A 17,359-nucleotide genomic window follows, 5' to 3' on the forward strand; every position below is an offset into this window, starting at 1 on the left:
AGGACGACAGCTTCAAGCATCTCCGCGCATGGAAAACGGCGGAACGTCTCTAGCGATCGGTAATGATCTTCACCTTGGTGCCGACCGCCGGCTCCGCAGTGCCGGCCAGCCCGTTCATAATCCGGAAGAGTTGGTCGGGCCGCGTCAGGAAGGTCATCCGGCGGGCATAGCCCTCGACCGTATCGCCCGGCCGGACGGTGACCGTGTGCAGCGTCAGCGGGCGCAGCCGCGCCTTGTCCTCGGCCGTCAGGGCATGGAAGCTCTCGATCGTCTCGACGAACTGGCGGTCGAAGGCGGGGCCCGGCGACCGCGTCGCGAAAAGGAAGCGATAGGTGCCGTCGCCAAAGCGGATGATCGCGATGTGATAGGCATAGCCGCGCGTCGAGGCCGTGGCGCTCGCGGCCGGAAGCCCCCCGACCGAGAAGGTATGGATCGAGCTTTCCTGCAACCCGTTGATCCATCCCGATTTCAGGTAGGACACCAGCGTATCGCCGGGCTTGATGTCCGCGCCGTCGAAACGGATGGCCGTCCCCTCCGCGTTGGTCGCCAGCACGGCCGTCGCCGTGTTGTCGATCACAAAGCCCTCCGGCACCTTGAAGCCCAGCCCGAGCTTGGCATGCAGGAAGTCGCGGCCGCGGACGTAGCCCTCTTCCGGGTCGTCGCCATAGGCAAGGCCGTCGATCAGGTCGAGATAGGCGCTGCGGTCCTGTTCGCCGCCGCTGACCCCGGTCACCTTGGCGACCTCGAGCGCCTGCGACAGCCGCTCCGGCGTCGACGGATGGGACGACAGAAAATCGGTCGAATCGGATTCGTTCGGCACCGCGGAGCGATAGGCCGAGAAGGCCGACATCGTCTTCAAGAACCGCGCCGCCGCGAAGGGGTCATACCCGGCGTTGGCCAGCGTGCGGATGCCGATCTCGTCCGCCTGCAGTTCCTGCACCTGGGAAAACCGCGCCAGCGACAGCTGCGTCGAGGCGAGCGCCAGCTTGACCGCCGCCGGATCATGCACGACGTCCTGCACCACCTGGGTGGCAAGCTTGGCCTGTTCGACCCGTTCCTGCCGGGCGATGGCGTGGCGCGCCGTCACGTGGGCCATCTCATGCGCGATCACGGCCGCGATCTCGGATGTGTCGAGCGCCAGCGCCAGCAGGCCGCGCGTGACATAGACATAGCCGCCCGGAAGCGCGAAGGCATTCACCGTCGGGGAATTGAGAATGGTGACCCGGTAGCTGCGCCAGGGCTCGTCTGTCGCCTCGACAAGGCGGCCGACGATCCTGGCCACCGCCTGGACGGCCTTCGCATCGTCATAGGTGCCGCCATAAGCGGCGAGGATCTTGGGATGCTCGCGCTCGGCAATCGCCACGTCGCGCGGGTCCAGCCGGCCCTTCGGCACCGGAACAGTGCTCGTCACGGCCAGCGGCTCGTTGGTGGTCAGGGACGAAAGGCAACCGCCGAGAACCAGCAGGCTGGCAAGGCAGAGGCTCTTGGCAAGGCCGTCAACGACCCTTGACCGTCCAGAAAATCGAACCGATTTCCACGCCTGCATTGTCACCCGTTCGCTTCGCTCACTCGTCACGGCCGTCCCGTCGGCCCGTACGCACAACCCGATCGCCAGCCCCGCAGGACGATGACGCCACATCCGTGATGACCTGGTCATCACGGGCAGGATATGGTGTTTCCCACCCCGCAACGCAAAAGACGCAGGGCCGCCGCGGCCTCAAGCTCGATAGCCGGACCTCCGCGCTCCTGCAGCCAGCCTCTTGCCTCGATCCATCGGCCGGCCAGCATCTGCTGCAGTCCCTCGCGCAAATCCGAATCGTCCCGATCCGCTGCGGCGCCCTGCCGGTCGATCCACTGTCGCGCAAGGTCCTCAGAAAGGGTTATCGTCAAATCCGTGGCCCAATCATGGCCGAAATTCAAATAAATGCGGCGCCCGCTCATTCCGACCGACAGAGGCCGTCCCCGCACGACCACATAGTCGGAAACATGATCGAGCAGCCGATCGTCGGTGGCCCTGACAACACCCCCGTATTGCCAGAGGCCGACGCCCCGGTCGCGACCTTTTGCCTCAGCCGCCAGCAACGCCTCGCCGCACCGTCCGTCCGATGCCTCGGCAAGCACTCGCCCCTCGGCAAGAAGGTCGCCCTGCAGCCAACCCCACCGTCCGTCGCCATCCTCGACGTGCACCTGGGCAGGCAGCCGCCCGTAACGGTCCGTCTTCTCTCCGACATCGGTCAGCCGAAGCGCGCGCCCTGCCGGCACGGGCCAGCCAGCCCAATGCGGCGGCAGGATCACGCCGGCTGGAACGATCTGCAGCAACTCGCCTTTTCCGGTCACGGCAGCCACAGCGAAGCGGTCGTCGCCGCCGACGCTCCGTGCCTCGAGGTCAGTCCCCTCAAGGCAGTCCGGCAAGCGTTCCCCGGCAGGACAAGCCGCCGCGGAAAGAGCCCACGCTACGCAACCGAGAAAAATGGAGAACCCTACCCTGTCCACCCGCATCCGCTGCCCGCCCCCGGGCAGCGGCCTGTCGGTGTCCATGGTCCTCTCGCGCGGCGATCGGCCCCCGCCCCTTCGCTGCACCCAGCATCGAACCAAACCTTCGATTACTTTCTACCACAAGCTATTGTGGCAGTGCAGCAACAGTTCATCGAACTCTTCAAGCCATGCGCCGCACGCAAGACTTGGACAACCGCATCAAGGGCTGTCCTGCAGCCAAAGTTTTTGCTAAAGGGTGCATCGGCGGTCCCGTAGCTCAGTAGGATAGAGCACAGGATTCCTAATCCTGGGGTCACAGGTTCGAATCCTGTCGGGATCACCATTTTCCGCCAAAGATTTAGATGAAATTACGCGAGAACGCGCGGTGAGCAAATCAGGCGTGCGACGTGTTTGCGACGGAACGCTATTTCGTCGCACGGCCGGACGTTCACCCGACGTTCCTGCACAGCTCGTCGACGGCGCCGGACGCAAGCTGGCCCGGATCGTTCTGCGTTAACCACGTCCCGCAACCGGATGTTTGAGTTCCCTGTCTAATCTGCGTTGGATCAGGGAGGACTCGAATGGGCGACGTCACCAGCAAATCCAATCCGGGAAGGCTGAAGCGGGACATCTATGTCGCGGCCAGCCTGACGGTCATCGCCTTCGTCATCACGCTGTTCTTCATTGTCGACCGCGCCAGTGTTGTCGCCAATGGCCTCGCGCTACAGGACGATTTCGAACTCCTGAATACCGAACTCGCCAATCAGCGTCGCAGCGCCGAAGTAACGATGAACGAGGCGACGACGTCGCTGGACGGACTTGCCACGATGCGGCGCCGCGATCCCGACATGGACTTCATGATCCAGGAGATGAAGACCTGGATCACCGAAGACTACGGCATACGGCAGGTTCTGGTCGTTGACGGCGCGGGGGTCTTCCGATTTGCCATGCAGGACGGCAACGAGACAGCCGAGCCATCGTCGCTTCCGCTGTCGCAATTTGCGGTCGGGTCCGCCGAACGCGCCCGCGCTTGGTTCGAGGAAGTGAAGCCGCAACTTCCGAAAGGCTGGGAACTCAAAAACGCCCGCCAAAACGACCGGGCCCGTTACGTGCTCAGCGATTTTGCGACCGTCGACGGCCAGTTCGGCATGATTCTGGCGCAGGTCGTCGTGCCCTTTGCGGATGACGGCATCTTCATGGAGGGTGACGGGCAGGTCAATGTCGCCTTCCGGCCGCTCGACTATGGCGGTCTGGACGCGGCCGCGCAGCGCCTGAGCCTCAGAGGCTTCCGGGTCGCCTCGGTCGGGGATTCGCCGGACATCGCAGCCCGCCTTGAAGTTGCGTCTCATGACGGCACGCCGGCCTTTGCACTGTTGTGGGACAAGCCGGATCCGCGCACGCCGATCCTGCTCGCGGTGCTGCCGCTCGGCGTGGCGCTGGTCTGCGCGATCGTCGCGCTGCTCGCCATCATGCTGCGGCGCTATCGGCTCGCCCTGCACGAACTCGCCGCCAGCGAGGAACTGAACCGCCGCCTGGCAAATCACGATGCCCTGACCGGGCTCGCCAACCGGGCCCAGTTCGACAGGCGTCTGGACTCGCTGATCAAGAGCAATCCGCGCGACGGCTTTGCGGTCATGTGCATCGACCTCGACAAGTTCAAGGCGGTCAACGACACCTATGGCCACAATGCGGGCGATGCCGTGCTGGTGGCAGCGGCTAGCCGTTTCGCCGAGAGGATCGGCGAGAAGGGACTGGTTGCGCGGACCGGTGGCGACGAGTTCGTCGCCCTTGTCACCTCCGGCGTCGATCCGCGCGATCTGAAGATGCTGGGCGAATGCCTGATCGCCGACGCCTGCCTTCCAGTGCCCTTCGAGAGCAACGACCTGCAGATCGGAGCCTCGATCGGCGTCTCGATCTTCCCGGGGAACGGACGGACGGCAAAGGACATCATCAATTCGGCCGACCAGGTGCTCTATGATTCCAAGCGGGCGGGGCGCGGCCGCTGCACGCTTGCCGAACAGTCCGTCCGCGACGCGGACCGGACATCGATCCACGCGCGGCCATCGGCGACAATTGCCATGCCAGCATGACAAACCGCCAGGCAGCGCGAGATCGCGACATTGCCCCGGCGATCCCGTAAAAGGCCAACAGGAAGGACAAACCCGCCTGCTTCCGCCAAACTGCTCTGCAAGGACGGGTCGGATCGAACAGGGCATCGGACGGCACGCCGGTCAGCCCCGCCCGCTGTCCTTGTCGAACTGGCGGCGGGCCTTCTTGGTCGGCCGCCCCTCGCCGCTGACAGCAACGGGAACGGCTGCCGCCTGCAGGGCCGCCATGTCGCCCGCCGGTGATTCGCCAGTCTCTTCGCCGACTGACCGGACAGGCGCGGGACTGAGGTCCTCGTAGAGAAGCGCTGCCTCGCTCGCTGGCCCCCGGCGCTCCCCGAGGTCCACGACCTTCAGCACACGGACGCGATTGCCGATCGGAAACGTCAGCACGTCGCCCACCTTCACCGGATGGGACGCGCTGTCGATCTTGTCGCGATTGACCCGGACCTGGCCGGAAGACGCCAGCTTGGCGGCCAGCGTGCGGGTCTTGACGGCCCGCACGAACCAGAGCCACTTGTCGATGCGGATGCGACCGTCCTTCAAGACAAAGCCGTCCTCGCCTCGTGCGTCATTTCTTGCGCGAGCGCCCTTCCATGTCGGCTTTCAGGGCCGCCAGCGCGGCGAAGGGCGAATCCGGATCGACCGGACGCTCGCGCCGTACCGGGCGGTCGGCATGGCGCGGATGATCTCCGCCACGGCTTTCGCCGCCCTTGCCCTCGCCACCCTTGTCATGACGCGGCTTGCCCTGCCCGCCGCCCTTGCCGTGATGCTCGTTCCGGCGCTGGCCGTCCTTGCGGCCGTGGCCCTTCTGCTGGTCGTTGTGGCGTCCCTCGCGGCGCCCCTCCGGCCTGCGGGACCGGTCGAAGCGTGACGGACGCCAGACCTCGATCGCGCGCTCCACCTCGACCATTTCGACGGCAGGCTCACCGGCGGTAGCGTCCGCTGCGCCGGTCGCTTCCTCACCCGCGGCTTCAACCGGAGCAGCCACCGAAGCCTCTTCGCTCGTCGTTTCCACGACCGCAACGGCAACGTCGCCCGGCTCGGCCACGGCCACAGGCGCGTCTTCGGCCACCGGCGCCATCTCCACGCTCTCCGCACCGACCGCTTCAGCGACAGGCGCCGGCTCGGCGTCGGCAGCAACGACGGCCTCGGTCGCGGTCTCCACGCTTGCCGCCTCGCCGTCGGCGGCCACTTCGGTCTCGGAAGCAGCCTCGTCCTCCGTCTTCGGCTCCATCGCCTTCACGGTCACCTGCTCCGACTTGTAGCCGAGCCCGCGCAGGATCGAGGCGAAATCCTCGCCCGCGCAGCCGAGCAGCGACGTCATCGCCACGGTCACGGTGAAGCCGCCGCCCTGGGCGATGCCTCCGTCCGGCGGCGTCGCGCCGTCGGTCGGCTTCCAGGCCACCAGCGGGCGGATGATGTCGGCAAGCCGCTCCAGGATATCGAGGCGCACGGCGCGATTGCCCGCGACCCGGAAGCCGACGAGCCGGTAGAGCACCTTGTCGAAGCTCGGATCGACCGCGATCGACGTGCGGCCCGAGGCCGAAAGCGCCGGCAGTTCGGCAAGGCCCGGCATGTCCATGCTGCCGTTCTTGAGCGCCCAGAGCTGGGCGACGAGGCTTGCGGGCGCCGGCTTCAGCAACGCCGGCAGATAGATGTGGTAGGCGCCGAAGCGCACGCCGTATTTGCGCATCGCGCCGCGCGCGGTCTGGTCCAGCGCCTTGATGTCGTCGGCAACCTCCTGCCGCTCCAGCGTGCCGAGCGCCTCGACCATGCGGAAGGCGACACCGCGGGCGATCCCGTCGAGATCCGCCGCCTCGGCAAGATCGATGAGCGGCTTCAAGAGCGTACCGATATGGGCCGAAATCCATGTCGTCAGGCGTCCGCGCACCATGTCGAGCGAGGCGCCCGTGAGATGCTCGTCCGCCAGCAGCGCGACCTGCGGCTTCAGCGGCGTCTCGCCGGCGACGAGCTTGGCCACCGGCTGGCCGAGCCAGCGCAGCGTCGCGTCGGAGGCGAGGACGATGTCGTCGTTGGGCGCACGCGACAGACGTTCGGCCCGCTTGTCGAATTCGCTGGCGAGCGCCTTGGCCGCCGCCGCGCGCACCGCCTTGCCGTCCGGACCATCGGCGCTCTGATCGGGCATGAACCGGAATCCATGGAGTTCGCCGACGTGCTGGCCCTCCACGTGCACGGCGCCGTTCTCGTTGATCTCGGCCTCAAGCATGGCGTTTTCTCTCAAGCGTTTCATCAGGACAGAGGTCCGGCGGTCGACGAACCTCTGGGTCAGTTTGTCGTGGAGGGCATCGGACAGCCGATCCTCCATGTCGCGGGCCACCCCTTGCCAGTGCACCTGATCGGCAAGCCATCCCTGCCGATTGGCGACATAGGTCCAGGTCCGCACATGAGCGATACGCGACGAAAGAGTGTCTATATCGCCATCGGTGCGGTCGGCATAGGCCAATTGTCGCTGCAGCCAGTCCTCCGGAACCGCGCCTTCGCGAGCAAGGAAGCCGTAGAGCGCAACAATCATATCTCCATGCTGCGCCGGGGAAATCTTGCGAAAGTCTGGAACCTGACAGACGTCCCACAGCAAGGCAACCCTGTCCTTCGAGCGCGCAAGGTCGCAAACCTCCGGATCGCGCAGCGCATAGTCGAGCGCATCCTGGTCGGAACAGGGCGGCGCCCGCGTCAGTCCTTCGAGCTTCGGGACGGTGTCGAGCGACCGCTTCAGCGCATCGACCGAGGAAAAGTCGAGCGCCGCGTTACGCCACTGGAAGGTGCGCAGCGGCTCGAAATCGTGGCTCTCGATCGCCCGCACCAGATCCTCGTCGAGCGGACTGACCTCGCCCGTGACGCCGAAGCTGCCGTCGTTGAGATGCCGGCCGGCGCGGCCGGCGATCTGGCCGAGTTCCGATGGCGTCAGGCGGCGATACTGGAAGCCGTCGAACTTGCGGTCCTGGGCAAAGGCGACATGGTCGACATCGAGGTTGAGGCCCATGCCGATGGCGTCGGTGGCGACCAGGAATTCCACGTCGCCGGACTGGAAGAGCTCGACCTGGGCGTTGCGGGTGCGCGGGCTGAGCGCACCCATGACCACCGCCGCGCCGCCGCGCTGGCGGCGGATCAGCTCCGCGATCGCGTAGACCTCGTCGGCCGAGAAGGCAACGATGGCCGACCGGCGCGGCATGCGGGTGATCTTGCGCGCGCCGGTATAGGTCAGCTGCGACATGCGCGGCCGGCCGATGATGTTGACCCCCGGCAGGAGCTTTTCGATCAGCGGCCGGGCGGTCGCCGAGCCGAGCAGCATGGTCTCGCTGCGCCCGCGCATGTGGAGGATACGGTCGGTGAAGACGTGGCCGCGGTCGAAGTCGCCGGCAAGCTGCACCTCGTCGATGGCGATGAACGACAGGTCGAGGTCGCGCGGCATCGCCTCGACGGTGGAGATCCAGTAGCGCGCGCCGGGCGGTACGATCTTCTCCTCGCCCGTGACGAGAGCGACATGGCCAACGCCCGCACGCGCCGCCACGCGGCCATAGACCTCGCGCGCCAGCAATCGCAGCGGCAGGCCGATGGCGCCGCTGTCGTGCCCGAGCAGGCGCTCGATGGCGAGATGGGTCTTGCCGGTGTTGGTCGGTCCCAGCACCGCAGTGACATTCCGCGCGCGGCTTGCTGCCTGGAGCGGCGCTTTCGGGGCGAAGGTCATCGGGGAAACGTGGTCCCGGATCTTGGTCAAAACGGTCCGCTGCCCGAGGGCGAGCGAGTCGTCTCTAGCATAGCCGGACGGCGGGTGCGCGACTTTTTCGAGGCAGGGCGATCCTGACGCATTGCGCCGCGCCGCGCCGGGCTCCGGCCGACGGCGATTCGTGGACAAAAGCGCGGCAACCGAGTCGAATTCGAACAGCGCATGAACAAATAAAGTCCGAATCGGCGACTCGCAAGAATTCCTCTTTTGTTCACACCCATATCATGTGCCTCGAAGAGTCTTTCGCACCGCATATTGAATCGTATGACTCAAGGCGAGAGTCACGAGACTCTGGACGATGAATCGATGTCAAGAAAAATTCTTCGATAGAGTCTTCGTAAATAAATGACTACTCGAAGGCGCCGCACAAAGACTCTGCGCGTTAACTATTATTACTGAAGGGTCGAGAACAAGAACAAGACGGCGACGAATCGCTGATTCAATCATGTTCCTGCTTCAGTCCCTACGACATCTAGTTGTCGGCCCATCCATGACGCCGAATCTGGATCATCGTCGCGGCCAATAGGCCTTAAGAAGCTGAGAGAACCGTTAAGGCCGCGTGCCGAGTTGGGACAGCAGGGAGGTTGGTCGCGGATCTCCCGCACGAGGCCATGCTGCATACGCCGCAGCACATCGCCTCCGGAGATGCCGGAAATTTGGACTTGCCTCCCATGCCGACAAGCCGGCACGTTCCATCGCGAGGAGGAATACAACCCACCTCATCCATCACATTTCTTGATGTTATTCTAAACTGGGGGCACTTTGCATGAGAAACAGACGTAACCTGGCGTCCTTGGTGATGGGCGTGCTGCTGGCGCTTGCCGTGACCGTCTTGCCTGCCTTTGCGGCCGGGGAAACCAAGGCGCTGCTCGATCTCGTCAAGGGATCGAAGAGCAACGATTTCGCCGTCGTCGATGCGGTTGCCGAAAAGGCCCGCAAGATTGGCTGGTCGATTCCGATCACGGGCAAGGAGTTCAAGCTGATCGGGCCGTGGAATTTCACCACATCCAAGGGGGAAAAGGGCGAAATCGTCTTCGGCAAGGGCGGCAAACTGACCTACGGCAAGAGCCTGAAACTGCCCTTCGTCAGCTGGCACGCTTACACCAACGGCAAGAAGCCCGGCCTGCTGATGCTGAAACACGGCAAGTCCGAAGTCTTCTTCCAGTATTTTCAGCGCCCCGGGGTTGCCGTCATTTCCAATATCGGAAATCGCAAGCAGTGGGTTGTCATGACCGTGAAGTGACCGGCGCTGACGGGTTTCGCCGTCGCAAAACCGAAAAGCCCGCCGGTGAATTCATCGCCGACGGGCTGGTGCCTAAAGCGCGGCCCGATGGCGCTCCGGGCCGCATGGGGCATGCGGACGGACGCCTTGGCCAGCCGGATATTGCCGGCTGGACATCGCCAGGAAGGCCTTATTTCGCCGCCTGCGTCGTGGTGGTGTCGGCGCCTTCAAATCGGGTCGCGACCACCTGCAGCGTCCCTCGCATCGTCTTCACCGAGATCTTGTAGGGCACCAGCACCGAGGCGTCCGCCGCGGGGATGAGCCACATCTCCAGATCGCGATTGTCCTGCATGAAGAGGGTCGACTTCTTGTTCGCCCGATGGCCGGACACCGGAATCCACCGCGCCGAGCAGACGACGGCATCGCCCGTATAGCCGTCGGACTCGACGGCAACCCTGTCCTTGTAGGCAAGCTTGATGTCATAGCGCGTCCAGCCGTCGAAGATCGGCAGGACACGATCGCAGGCATCCGGATCGAAGGCGCCGTCGGCCGAGCGGATCGGCATGACGACGGCGCTGAGCGGATCGACGACGTTGCGCTTGCTGGCCGCCGTCACCGGCACCCGGTCGTCAGCCTGTGAAAGTTGCGGATAGGCCCTCACCTTGGTCACGTCGCTGCCGCGCAGCTTCATGTCGACCTCGGTGATCTTGTCGCCCTTGGAATAGAGGTCATAGCTCGCCGGGATGACGCGGGAGGAGGAAAGCGAGCCGCGTGAACTGGCCTCGCTCTCCTCGGAGGAAATGATGCGCGCCAGACCCGAGGTCGAAATCTGCACCTTGGCCGCATAGGCCCCGCCCTTGAGGCGAATGCCGAGCGTACCCTTCGCGATCAGAAACCCCGCGAAGGTCACGTTGTAGAGGGCCTTGATGTCCGAGGCCGCCGCGAAAGCCGGCTGCATGGCGCTGGCGGCAATCAGCATTCCGCCGACGATCGGTGCACACCACCGCTGCCGGGATGTCGTCCTTGAAGAGAACACGAAAGAAGTCACCGCCTGTTGCCTCCAACGCCTTGCCCGGCCTGTTCGGGCCGTCCGGCACTGCCACCCGCTCTTGTCTTCGCCCGGTATCGCCGGCCGTTTGAGGGCCGACACCGGCGGTCCCGATCCCCGGGACCCGTTCCGGACGGCATCTCGGCACATCGCCGAACCGCCGCCGGGCATCCATTCTGTCCGAGACTCTGATCTGCTTTCGGCACGGCGCCGAGCAAACTCCGTCAGTATGTCATTCAAGCATGATTTTGGCGCTTTTCCGGTCGCCGGTCCATCGACCACTATGCCGGTCGCGCTGCGCTTGCCGGTCAGCCGCCATTTGCATCAACGGGCCAATCCTGAGCGCGCCTTCATCCTTTGCTCATTATGGTAACCGGAAGGTTAATGCCGCCTCCGGTTCGATGCAGGATACCACTATCGGGCAAAAGCTACACGAGGGATCGTCTTTCCTCCCGGATCGCGGCCTCGCGAGGGTTGACGGCTCAAGGTCCGGCCAGTATAGACACAGCCACTTTTTACAACGGCTGCCCCGCGAGGGGACGGCCGGTTGTCCCGTGGACCGATGACTGGCACCAAAAGCCGTTCCGGTCCGGGCACCGGCGGACTGAAAGCCCAACTGAACAAGAGGATGTCACCATGGCTCGGCGGTGTGAACTGACCGGAAAGGCCGTTCTGACCGGCAACAATGTGAGCCACGCCAACAACAAGTCGCGGCGTCGGTTCCTTCCCAACCTTTGCTCCGTCACGCTGCTCAGCGAGGCGCTGGGCCAGAGCGTGCGCCTGCGCGTGTCGGCCAAGGCCCTGCGTTCGGTCGAGCATCGCGGTGGCCTCGACGCCTTCCTCACGAAGGCCTCCGAGACCGAACTGTCCGAGCGCGCCCGCCTTCTGAAGCGCCAGATCGCCAAGAAGGCCGAGGAAGCCGCGGCGGCCTGAGGCCGCAGGCCGGTCTATTCGACGTGAGTTTTCGACATCCAGCCTGACGCGCCCGGCGCCGTCGGGCTGGATGCGTTATGAGCCCCCTATTGGAAGGAAGCCAGCCATGCCGTTCATCGGACCGGACCGCCGCGCCCTTTTCTCCGTTGCGGCCATGTGCGTGGTCGTCGTCGCCTCGAACATCCTGGTCCAGTATCCGTTCGAACCCTTCGGCATGGCGGATATCCTGACCTGGGGCGCCTTCACCTACCCCTTTTCCTTCCTTGTGACGGATCTGACCAACCGCTGGTTCGGCGCCCGCACGACCCGGCGCGTCATCTATGTCGGCTTCGCGCTGGCCGTCGTCCTGTCGATCTGGCTGTCGGACCCGCGCATCGCGCTCGCCTCTGGCAGCGCCTTCCTCTCCGCCCAGCTTCTGGACGTCGCAGTCTTCAACCGCTTGCGCCAGGGCACCTGGTGGCGCGCGCCGCTCGCCTCCTCCACGCTCGGCTCGGCGCTCGACACCACGATCTTCTTTTCGCTCGCCTTCGCCGGCACGGGCCTTCCGTGGACAAGCTGGGCCCTCGGCGACTTCACGGTGAAGATGCTGGTCGCCCTTGCCGCCCTCGTGCCCTATGCGAGCCTGATGAACGTCGTCAAGCCGTTCCGGCCGCAGGAGGCTGGTTACCCCTCAAACGGGATATAGCAGGCAGACTTTACAGTAGATGACGCCGGCTAGAGCAGCCTCTATCTCTCACAGAGAAAATCTCTGTTTTTTACGGGCACAAAAGTATATAAACAACATTCGATTTAATTGAGATGAGCCCATGGACGACCCTCTGCTTCATATTCACTGGAGGCTCTGGAAAGTCCAGCAACTCACCATTGAAATAAGAGATGAATGCAGAGTTTTTCTTACGTCCGAATTCTTTGAAAAGAAGTTGGACATGAAGAATGGAACTTTTATCGTTCGGTTTGGGGAAATACAGCCATTTCCCGACAAGATAGCCGTACTTATTGGAGAAGCTGCCTATTTACTTCGGTCGTCACTCGATCACCTGATGTTTCAGTTGGCGAAACCTGAACCGGGAAAAGAGCACAACGTAGAATTTCCCATCGTTTCAAGCAAAGAAAAATTCAAGAGCACGCACTGGAAAATGCCAGGGGTGCCTCGTGGCGTAAGATCGCGAGTTGAAAGCGTACAACCGTATCATTCGCGCAAGAGACCTAACGCAAAATTTCTGTGGCAATTAAGAGACCTGAATAATTGGGATAAACATAGGCTCCCTCCAATTCATATGTACTCGTTCGACGGATCTGGCGTAACATTCAAGGTCGACGGCCCACAGGGGCGGATAATAGATCACAAAACGTTCAAAGGTTACTCAGAAGAAGGAAAGATCATAGCAACAGCAAAACCAACTGGATACTGGAATGCCGGAGAGATGGTATATCCAGAATTCAAAATAGGTTTTGCGCCCGTGTTTGATCATCAAATGCCAAAATCAATCCGCGACCGGCATCCTCTTGATGTAATTGCCGGGGCGGGCAATTTTATTGAACATGAAGTCATACCCATGTTCGAAGAATTCTTTTCGGCATGAATTGACATATTTCTGGCTTATCGCACGAGCTTGAACTCCAGATAAAGCATGCGCTGGAGGAAGGAGTGGTTGTCGTCCGAAACGACCGAGAGCCGGGTCGCTCCCGCGTCATCGGTCCAGACCGACAGGCCTTCCATGTTGTCGATCTCGTCGGCGAGATTGGCCTCGATCAGCACCCGGCCCTCGAGTTTCGCGCCCGGCCTGATGTCGGCGGCCTCGATCATGCGCATCCGCATGCCGATCCCGATACTGATCCCGAAACGCCGTTCCAGCAACACGAGATTGCCGTTCGGCATGAAGGCCCCATCGGTGATCGAATAGCCGTCCGACTGCACGACGGAGAAGGACAGGGCATCGCGCTGGTCGATGCGGCCCTGCCGGAAGATCCAGCCCGGAGACAGGCCCCCGTCGTCCGGGTCGGTCTCGGCGATAGCGATGAGCAAACCGGCGAGCGGCGATCCCGCGGGCGCGGCAACGATCGTCTCGAAGCCGGCGTTGCCGTTGACCGCTTCGACGGCCGACGGAAGCACCATCTTCCGCAGCGGGCCGATCCAGCCATCCGGATCGATCGGGGCGAAGGCGACCCTCGGCGAGGCCTCAAAGGATACGTAGGCGATGTCGCCGCCCGGCTGATGCGAGACGTCGAAGCCTTCCGTGTCCATGTCGCTGCGATAGCGCATGCGCTGCTTGAGGACACGAAGCTGCCTGAGGGCCGGCCTGTCGACATCCACCGGCCGCCCGTCCCCGTCGCGAAGGATGTCGGCGTTGAACTCGGTGCCGTCGTCGCTGACGGAGATCATCCGCCGCCCGCCGTCCAGAACGCTGAGCGAGGAAAGCCCGCCAAGCCGGTCGGTCCGGTCGTTGAGCACGAAACCGCCGACCCATTCGAGGCTGCCGAATAAATCCTGCCGCTCACCGACGATATTGAAACGATCGATGGACTCGGCCGTGAGCGTCAGCGGGATGATCCTGTCGCTGCGCTCCTCCGCCCGGCTGTCTCCTCCGCGCAGGACGAGAAAAGCCAAGGCGGCCAGGAAGAGAAGCCCGACGGAGCCGGCGGCCAGAGCGATAACCCGGACCGCGACTTTCGCCGGTCTCACCTGCGGCCCGCGCGCCGCGCGCCGCGTGCCCGGACCGCCTGCTCCTCGAAGAGACTGGCAAGTTGTTCGGTCATCGCGCCGGCAAGCTCCTCCGCGTCGACGATGGTCACCGCGCGCTGATAGTAGCGGGTCACGTCATGGCCGATGCCGATGGCGATCAGTTCCACGGGCGAGCGCGTCTCGATCTCCTCGATGACGAAGCGCAGGTGCCGCTCCAGATAGTTGCCGGAGTTGACCGACAGCGTGGAATCGTCGACCGGCGCACCGTCCGAGATCATCATCAGGATCTTGCGGTTTTCCGGTCGGGCCAGCAGACGCTTGTGCGCCCAGTCCAGCGCCTCGCCGTCGATATTCTCCTTCAGCAACCCCTCGCGCATCATCAGGCCGAGATTGCGCCGCGCCCGCCGCCAGGGCGCGTCCGCCGCCTTGTAGATGATGTGGCGCAGGTCGTTGAGACGGCCGGGCGCCGGCGGCTTGCCTGCGGCAAGCCAGGCCTCGCGCGACTGGCCGCCCTTCCACGCCTTGGTCGTGAAACCGAGGATTTCGACCTTCACGCCGCAGCGTTCCAGCGTGCGGGCAAGGATGTCGGCGCAGGCCGCCGCCACCGTGATCGGCCGGCCGCGCATGGAACCCGAATTGTCGAGCAGCAGCGTCACCACCGTGTCGCGGAAATTGGCGTCGCGCTCCATCTTGAAGGCAAGCGGCTGCATCGGATCGGTGACGACGCGGGTGAGGCGTGCCGTGTCGAGCAGGCCCTCCTCAAGATCGAAGTCCCAGCCCCGGTTCTGCTGCGCCATCAGGCGGCGCTGCAGCCGGTTGGCAAGGCGCGCGACCGCCCCTTGCAGGTTGACGAGCTGTTTGTCGAGATAGCCACGCAGACGGTCGAGTTCGGCCGTGTCGCACAGATCCTCCGGCCGCGCCACCTCGTCGAAGCGGGTCGTGAAGACACGGTAGTCGGACACCGGCGGAAGATTGGTGTAGGGCAGCTCCTGACGGCGCGCCTCGCCCGAGTCGCGGGCATCCTCGGCGCTCTCGTCGTCCATCGTGTCTTCGGCGACGGAGGCTTCGGTCTCGCTCTCGCCGGCATCCTGTTCCTCGCCGGACTGTTCCTGCTCCTGCGCCTCGGCCTCGCGCGACTGGTCGCTCTCGTCGTTTTCGCCGCGCGTCTGGCTTTCGGTCTGCTCGGTGTCCTCGCCCTCGGACTCGTCGTCGCCTTCCGGCTCGCCGCCAAGCTCGTCGCCCATGTCGAGCGAGGTCAGCAGATGGCGCACCGCCTTGGCGAAATCGCGCTGGCTGCCAAGCGTCTCCTCAAGCCGCTCGAAATCCTCGCCGGCCTTGTCCTCGACGAAGTCGCGCCAGAGATCGACGAGCGCCGCAGCGCTCGGCGGCGGCGCCTTGCCGGTCAGCTTTTCGCGCACCAGAAGAGCCAGCGCATCCTCGAGCGGCGCGTCTTCCTGCTCGCGCACTTCCTGGTAGTTGCCACGGAAATAGCGGTCTTCCAGCATCGCTTCGAGATTGGAGGAAACGCCCGACATCGCCCGGGCGCCAAGCGCCTCGCAGCGTGCCTGCTCCACCGCCTCGAAGATCGCCCGCGCCTTCTGTCCCTCCGGACAAAGATCGCGGTGGACGCCCGGATCATGCGCGGCAAGGCGCAGCGCCATGGAGTCGGCAAGCCCGCGTGTGATCGCGACATCCGCCTCGGTCAGCCGCCGTGGCGGCTCCGGCAGGCGCACGCGGTGGCCGGCAAGGCTCGGCCTGTCGGTGGCAAAGGTCACCTCCAGTTCCGGATCGCCCGCGATGGCACGCATCGCCGATCCGATCGCCCGCTTCAGCGGCTCGGTCGGCGCGGCATTCTTTCCCTGTCCCGGCTTCAACGCCATGTCACTCCGCTCTTCGACGCTGTCAGCCAAGCACCATGTTCGCCGCGCTCTCGGGCAGTTCCGCCCCGAAGCAGCGCTGGTAGAACTCCGCGACCAGCGGCCGCTCCAGCTCGTCGCACTTGTTGAGGAAGGTGACGCGGAAGGCAAAGCCGAGATCGCCGAAGATCTCCGCGTTCTCCGCCCAGGTCAGCACCGTGCGCGGGCTCATGACGGTCGAAAGGTCGCCGTTGATGAAGGCCGAGCGGGTCATGTCGGCCAGGCGCACCATCTTGGAGACGGTCTGCTTGCCCTTCTCGCCCTGGTAATGCTTGGCCTTGGCAAGGATGATGTCGACTTCCTTGTCGTGCGGCAGGTAGTTCAGCGTGGTCACGATCGACCAGCGGTCCATCTGGCCCTGGTTGATCTGCTGCGTGCCGTGATAGAGGCCGGACGTGTCGCCGAGGCCCACCGTGTTGGCCGTCGCGAACAGGCGGAAGGCCGGATGCGGGCGGATGACCCGGTTCTGGTCGAGCAGCGTCAGCTTGCCGGCGACTTCCAGAACGCGCTGGATCACGAACATCACGTCCGGGCGGCCGGCGTCATACTCGTCGAAGACGAGGGCGACGTTGTTCTGCAGCGCCCAGGGCAGGATGCCGTCGCGGAATTCGGTCACCTGCTGGCCGTCGCGCACCACGATCGCGTCCTTGCCGACGAGGTCGATGCGGCTGATGTGGCTGTCGAGGTTGACGCGCACCAGCGGCCAGTTGAGACGTGCGGCGACCTGCTCGATATGGGTCGACTTGCCGGTGCCGTGATAGCCGGAGACCATGACGCGGCGGTTGTGGGCAAAGCCCGCCAGGATCGCCAGCGTGGTCGCCTTGTCGAACAGATAGTCCGGGTCGAGATCGGGAACATGCTCGGTCGGCGTCGAATAGGCCGGAACGGTCAGATCACTGTCGATGCCGAACACCTGCCGGACCGAAATGCGCGTATCGGGGAGCGATGCGGCCTCGGGCGTATTGGAACTCATGAAACCTCCGTGATGCGCGCCGCAAGACTGGCGCGCCCTCATGTATCATCCCGCACCGCGTGATCCGCCGGTCAGCGACGTCCGGCTGGACACGACGGTCCGGGAGCAGATTTTCGGGTCGCGCTTGCGCCAACCCGATCCCCGGAGCATGTCCCGATCCGGCGATGGCGCCGGCCGACAAGGAAATGCTCCAAATTCAACGTTTTGGAGCGGCTTGGCGGGCACTCACGGGAAGACGTGTGAGCGCGGACCACTC

13 protein-coding genes and 1 tRNA gene are annotated in these 17,359 nt (G+C 64.2%); 6 read left to right on the top strand and 8 right to left on the bottom strand.

What is annotated here, in order from left to right; translation table 11 throughout:
- Positions 1-49 precede the first annotated feature (49 nt).
- Positions 50-1,576, bottom strand: a complete 1,527-nt coding sequence (locus HDIA_RS21750) for a M48 family metalloprotease (RefSeq protein WP_197708063.1) — start codon at positions 1,574-1,576, stop codon at positions 50-52.
- A gap of 80 nt (positions 1,577-1,656) precedes the next feature.
- On the bottom strand, positions 1,657-2,538 hold the full coding sequence (locus tag HDIA_RS21755; protein WP_099558059.1) for a thermonuclease family protein: 882 nt from the start codon (positions 2,536-2,538) through the stop codon (positions 1,657-1,659).
- A 203-nt stretch (positions 2,539-2,741) separates the two neighbouring features.
- Here HDIA_RS21755 and HDIA_RS21760 point away from each other — a divergent pair.
- A tRNA-Arg gene (locus tag HDIA_RS21760) sits at positions 2,742-2,818 on the top strand.
- A 238-nt stretch (positions 2,819-3,056) separates the two neighbouring features.
- On the top strand, positions 3,057-4,565 hold the full coding sequence (locus tag HDIA_RS21765) for a GGDEF domain-containing protein (RefSeq protein ID WP_099558060.1): 1,509 nt from the start codon (positions 3,057-3,059) through the stop codon (positions 4,563-4,565).
- Between the two features lie 141 nt (positions 4,566-4,706).
- Here HDIA_RS21765 and HDIA_RS21770 read toward each other — a convergent pair whose 3' ends face one another.
- On the bottom strand, positions 4,707-5,126 hold the full coding sequence (locus tag HDIA_RS21770) for an RNA-binding S4 domain-containing protein (protein ID WP_099558061.1): 420 nt from the start codon (positions 5,124-5,126) through the stop codon (positions 4,707-4,709).
- 25 nt (positions 5,127-5,151) lie between these two features.
- Positions 5,152-8,289, bottom strand: a complete 3,138-nt coding sequence (locus tag HDIA_RS21775; RefSeq protein WP_099558062.1) for a helicase-related protein — start codon at positions 8,287-8,289, stop codon at positions 5,152-5,154.
- 805 nt (positions 8,290-9,094) lie between these two features.
- On the opposite strand from HDIA_RS21775, the gene HDIA_RS21780 reads away from it, so the two are divergent.
- A complete protein-coding gene (locus HDIA_RS21780; protein WP_157775775.1) occupies positions 9,095-9,571 on the top strand; it encodes a hypothetical protein in 477 nt (158 codons plus the stop codon).
- A gap of 169 nt (positions 9,572-9,740) precedes the next feature.
- On the opposite strand, the gene HDIA_RS21785 is transcribed toward HDIA_RS21780, so the two are convergent.
- Complete coding sequence (locus HDIA_RS21785) at positions 9,741-10,529, bottom strand: DUF3108 domain-containing protein (protein ID WP_157775776.1); 789 nt, start codon at positions 10,527-10,529, stop codon at positions 9,741-9,743.
- A gap of 705 nt (positions 10,530-11,234) precedes the next feature.
- On the opposite strand from HDIA_RS21785, the gene rpmB reads away from it, so the two are divergent.
- The 3 genes from rpmB to HDIA_RS25495 all read left to right on the top strand — a co-directional run bounded on the left by rpmB (position 11,235) and on the right by HDIA_RS25495 (position 13,114).
- Positions 11,235-11,531: a 50S ribosomal protein L28 gene (gene rpmB / locus HDIA_RS21790; RefSeq protein ID WP_099558065.1), complete on the top strand. Its 297-nt coding sequence runs from the start codon at positions 11,235-11,237 to the stop codon at positions 11,529-11,531.
- Between the two features lie 106 nt (positions 11,532-11,637).
- Positions 11,638-12,216 carry a queuosine precursor transporter gene (locus tag HDIA_RS21795; RefSeq protein ID WP_099558066.1) on the top strand — a complete coding sequence of 193 codons (579 nt, stop codon included), beginning with the start codon at positions 11,638-11,640 and terminating at the stop codon, positions 12,214-12,216.
- 121 nt (positions 12,217-12,337) lie between these two features.
- On the top strand, positions 12,338-13,114 hold the full coding sequence (locus HDIA_RS25495; protein WP_157775777.1) for a hypothetical protein: 777 nt from the start codon (positions 12,338-12,340) through the stop codon (positions 13,112-13,114).
- Between the two features lie 17 nt (positions 13,115-13,131).
- Here the strand turns inward: HDIA_RS25495 and HDIA_RS21800 are convergent, their stop codons facing one another.
- From HDIA_RS21800 to cobS, 3 genes are read right to left on the bottom strand one after another with little or no spacing between them, the layout of a single operon-like run.
- Entirely contained in the window at positions 13,132-14,214 is a 1,083-nt protein-coding gene (locus HDIA_RS21800; protein ID WP_099558067.1) for an esterase-like activity of phytase family protein, read from the bottom strand.
- The gene (gene cobT / locus HDIA_RS21805; RefSeq protein ID WP_099558068.1) at positions 14,211-16,094 is read right to left on the bottom strand and encodes a cobaltochelatase subunit CobT; all 1,884 of its coding nucleotides are present in this window, start codon (positions 16,092-16,094) and stop codon (positions 14,211-14,213) included. Before cobT ends, HDIA_RS21800 begins: the two co-directional genes overlap by 4 nt.
- 22 nt (positions 16,095-16,116) lie before the next feature.
- Positions 16,117-17,103, bottom strand: a complete 987-nt coding sequence (cobS, locus tag HDIA_RS21810; protein ID WP_099558069.1) for a cobaltochelatase subunit CobS — start codon at positions 17,101-17,103, stop codon at positions 16,117-16,119.
- Positions 17,104-17,359: the final 256 nt, after the last annotated feature.

The organism is Hartmannibacter diazotrophicus (genome assembly GCF_900231165.1).
GTDB lineage: Bacteria > Pseudomonadota > Alphaproteobacteria > Rhizobiales > Pleomorphomonadaceae > Hartmannibacter > Hartmannibacter diazotrophicus.

Coding starts and splice junctions, on each gene's coding strand:
- HDIA_RS25495 (WP_157775777.1), top strand. CDS start 12,338: ATGGACGACCCTCTGCTTCATATTCACTGGAGGCTCTGGAAAGTCCAG.
- cobT (WP_099558068.1), bottom strand. CDS start 16,094: ATGGCGTTGAAGCCGGGACAGGGAAAGAATGCCGCGCCGACCGAGCCG.
- HDIA_RS21785 (WP_157775776.1), bottom strand. CDS start 10,529: ATGCTGATTGCCGCCAGCGCCATGCAGCCGGCTTTCGCGGCGGCCTCG.
- HDIA_RS21755 (WP_099558059.1), bottom strand. CDS start 2,538: ATGGACACCGACAGGCCGCTGCCCGGGGGCGGGCAGCGGATGCGGGTG.
- HDIA_RS21765 (WP_099558060.1), top strand. CDS start 3,057: ATGGGCGACGTCACCAGCAAATCCAATCCGGGAAGGCTGAAGCGGGAC.
- HDIA_RS21795 (WP_099558066.1), top strand. CDS start 11,638: ATGCCGTTCATCGGACCGGACCGCCGCGCCCTTTTCTCCGTTGCGGCC.
- HDIA_RS21775 (WP_099558062.1), bottom strand. CDS start 8,289: ATGACCTTCGCCCCGAAAGCGCCGCTCCAGGCAGCAAGCCGCGCGCGG.
- rpmB (WP_099558065.1), top strand. CDS start 11,235: ATGGCTCGGCGGTGTGAACTGACCGGAAAGGCCGTTCTGACCGGCAAC.
- cobS (WP_099558069.1), bottom strand. CDS start 17,103: ATGAGTTCCAATACGCCCGAGGCCGCATCGCTCCCCGATACGCGCATT.
- HDIA_RS21780 (WP_157775775.1), top strand. CDS start 9,095: ATGAGAAACAGACGTAACCTGGCGTCCTTGGTGATGGGCGTGCTGCTG.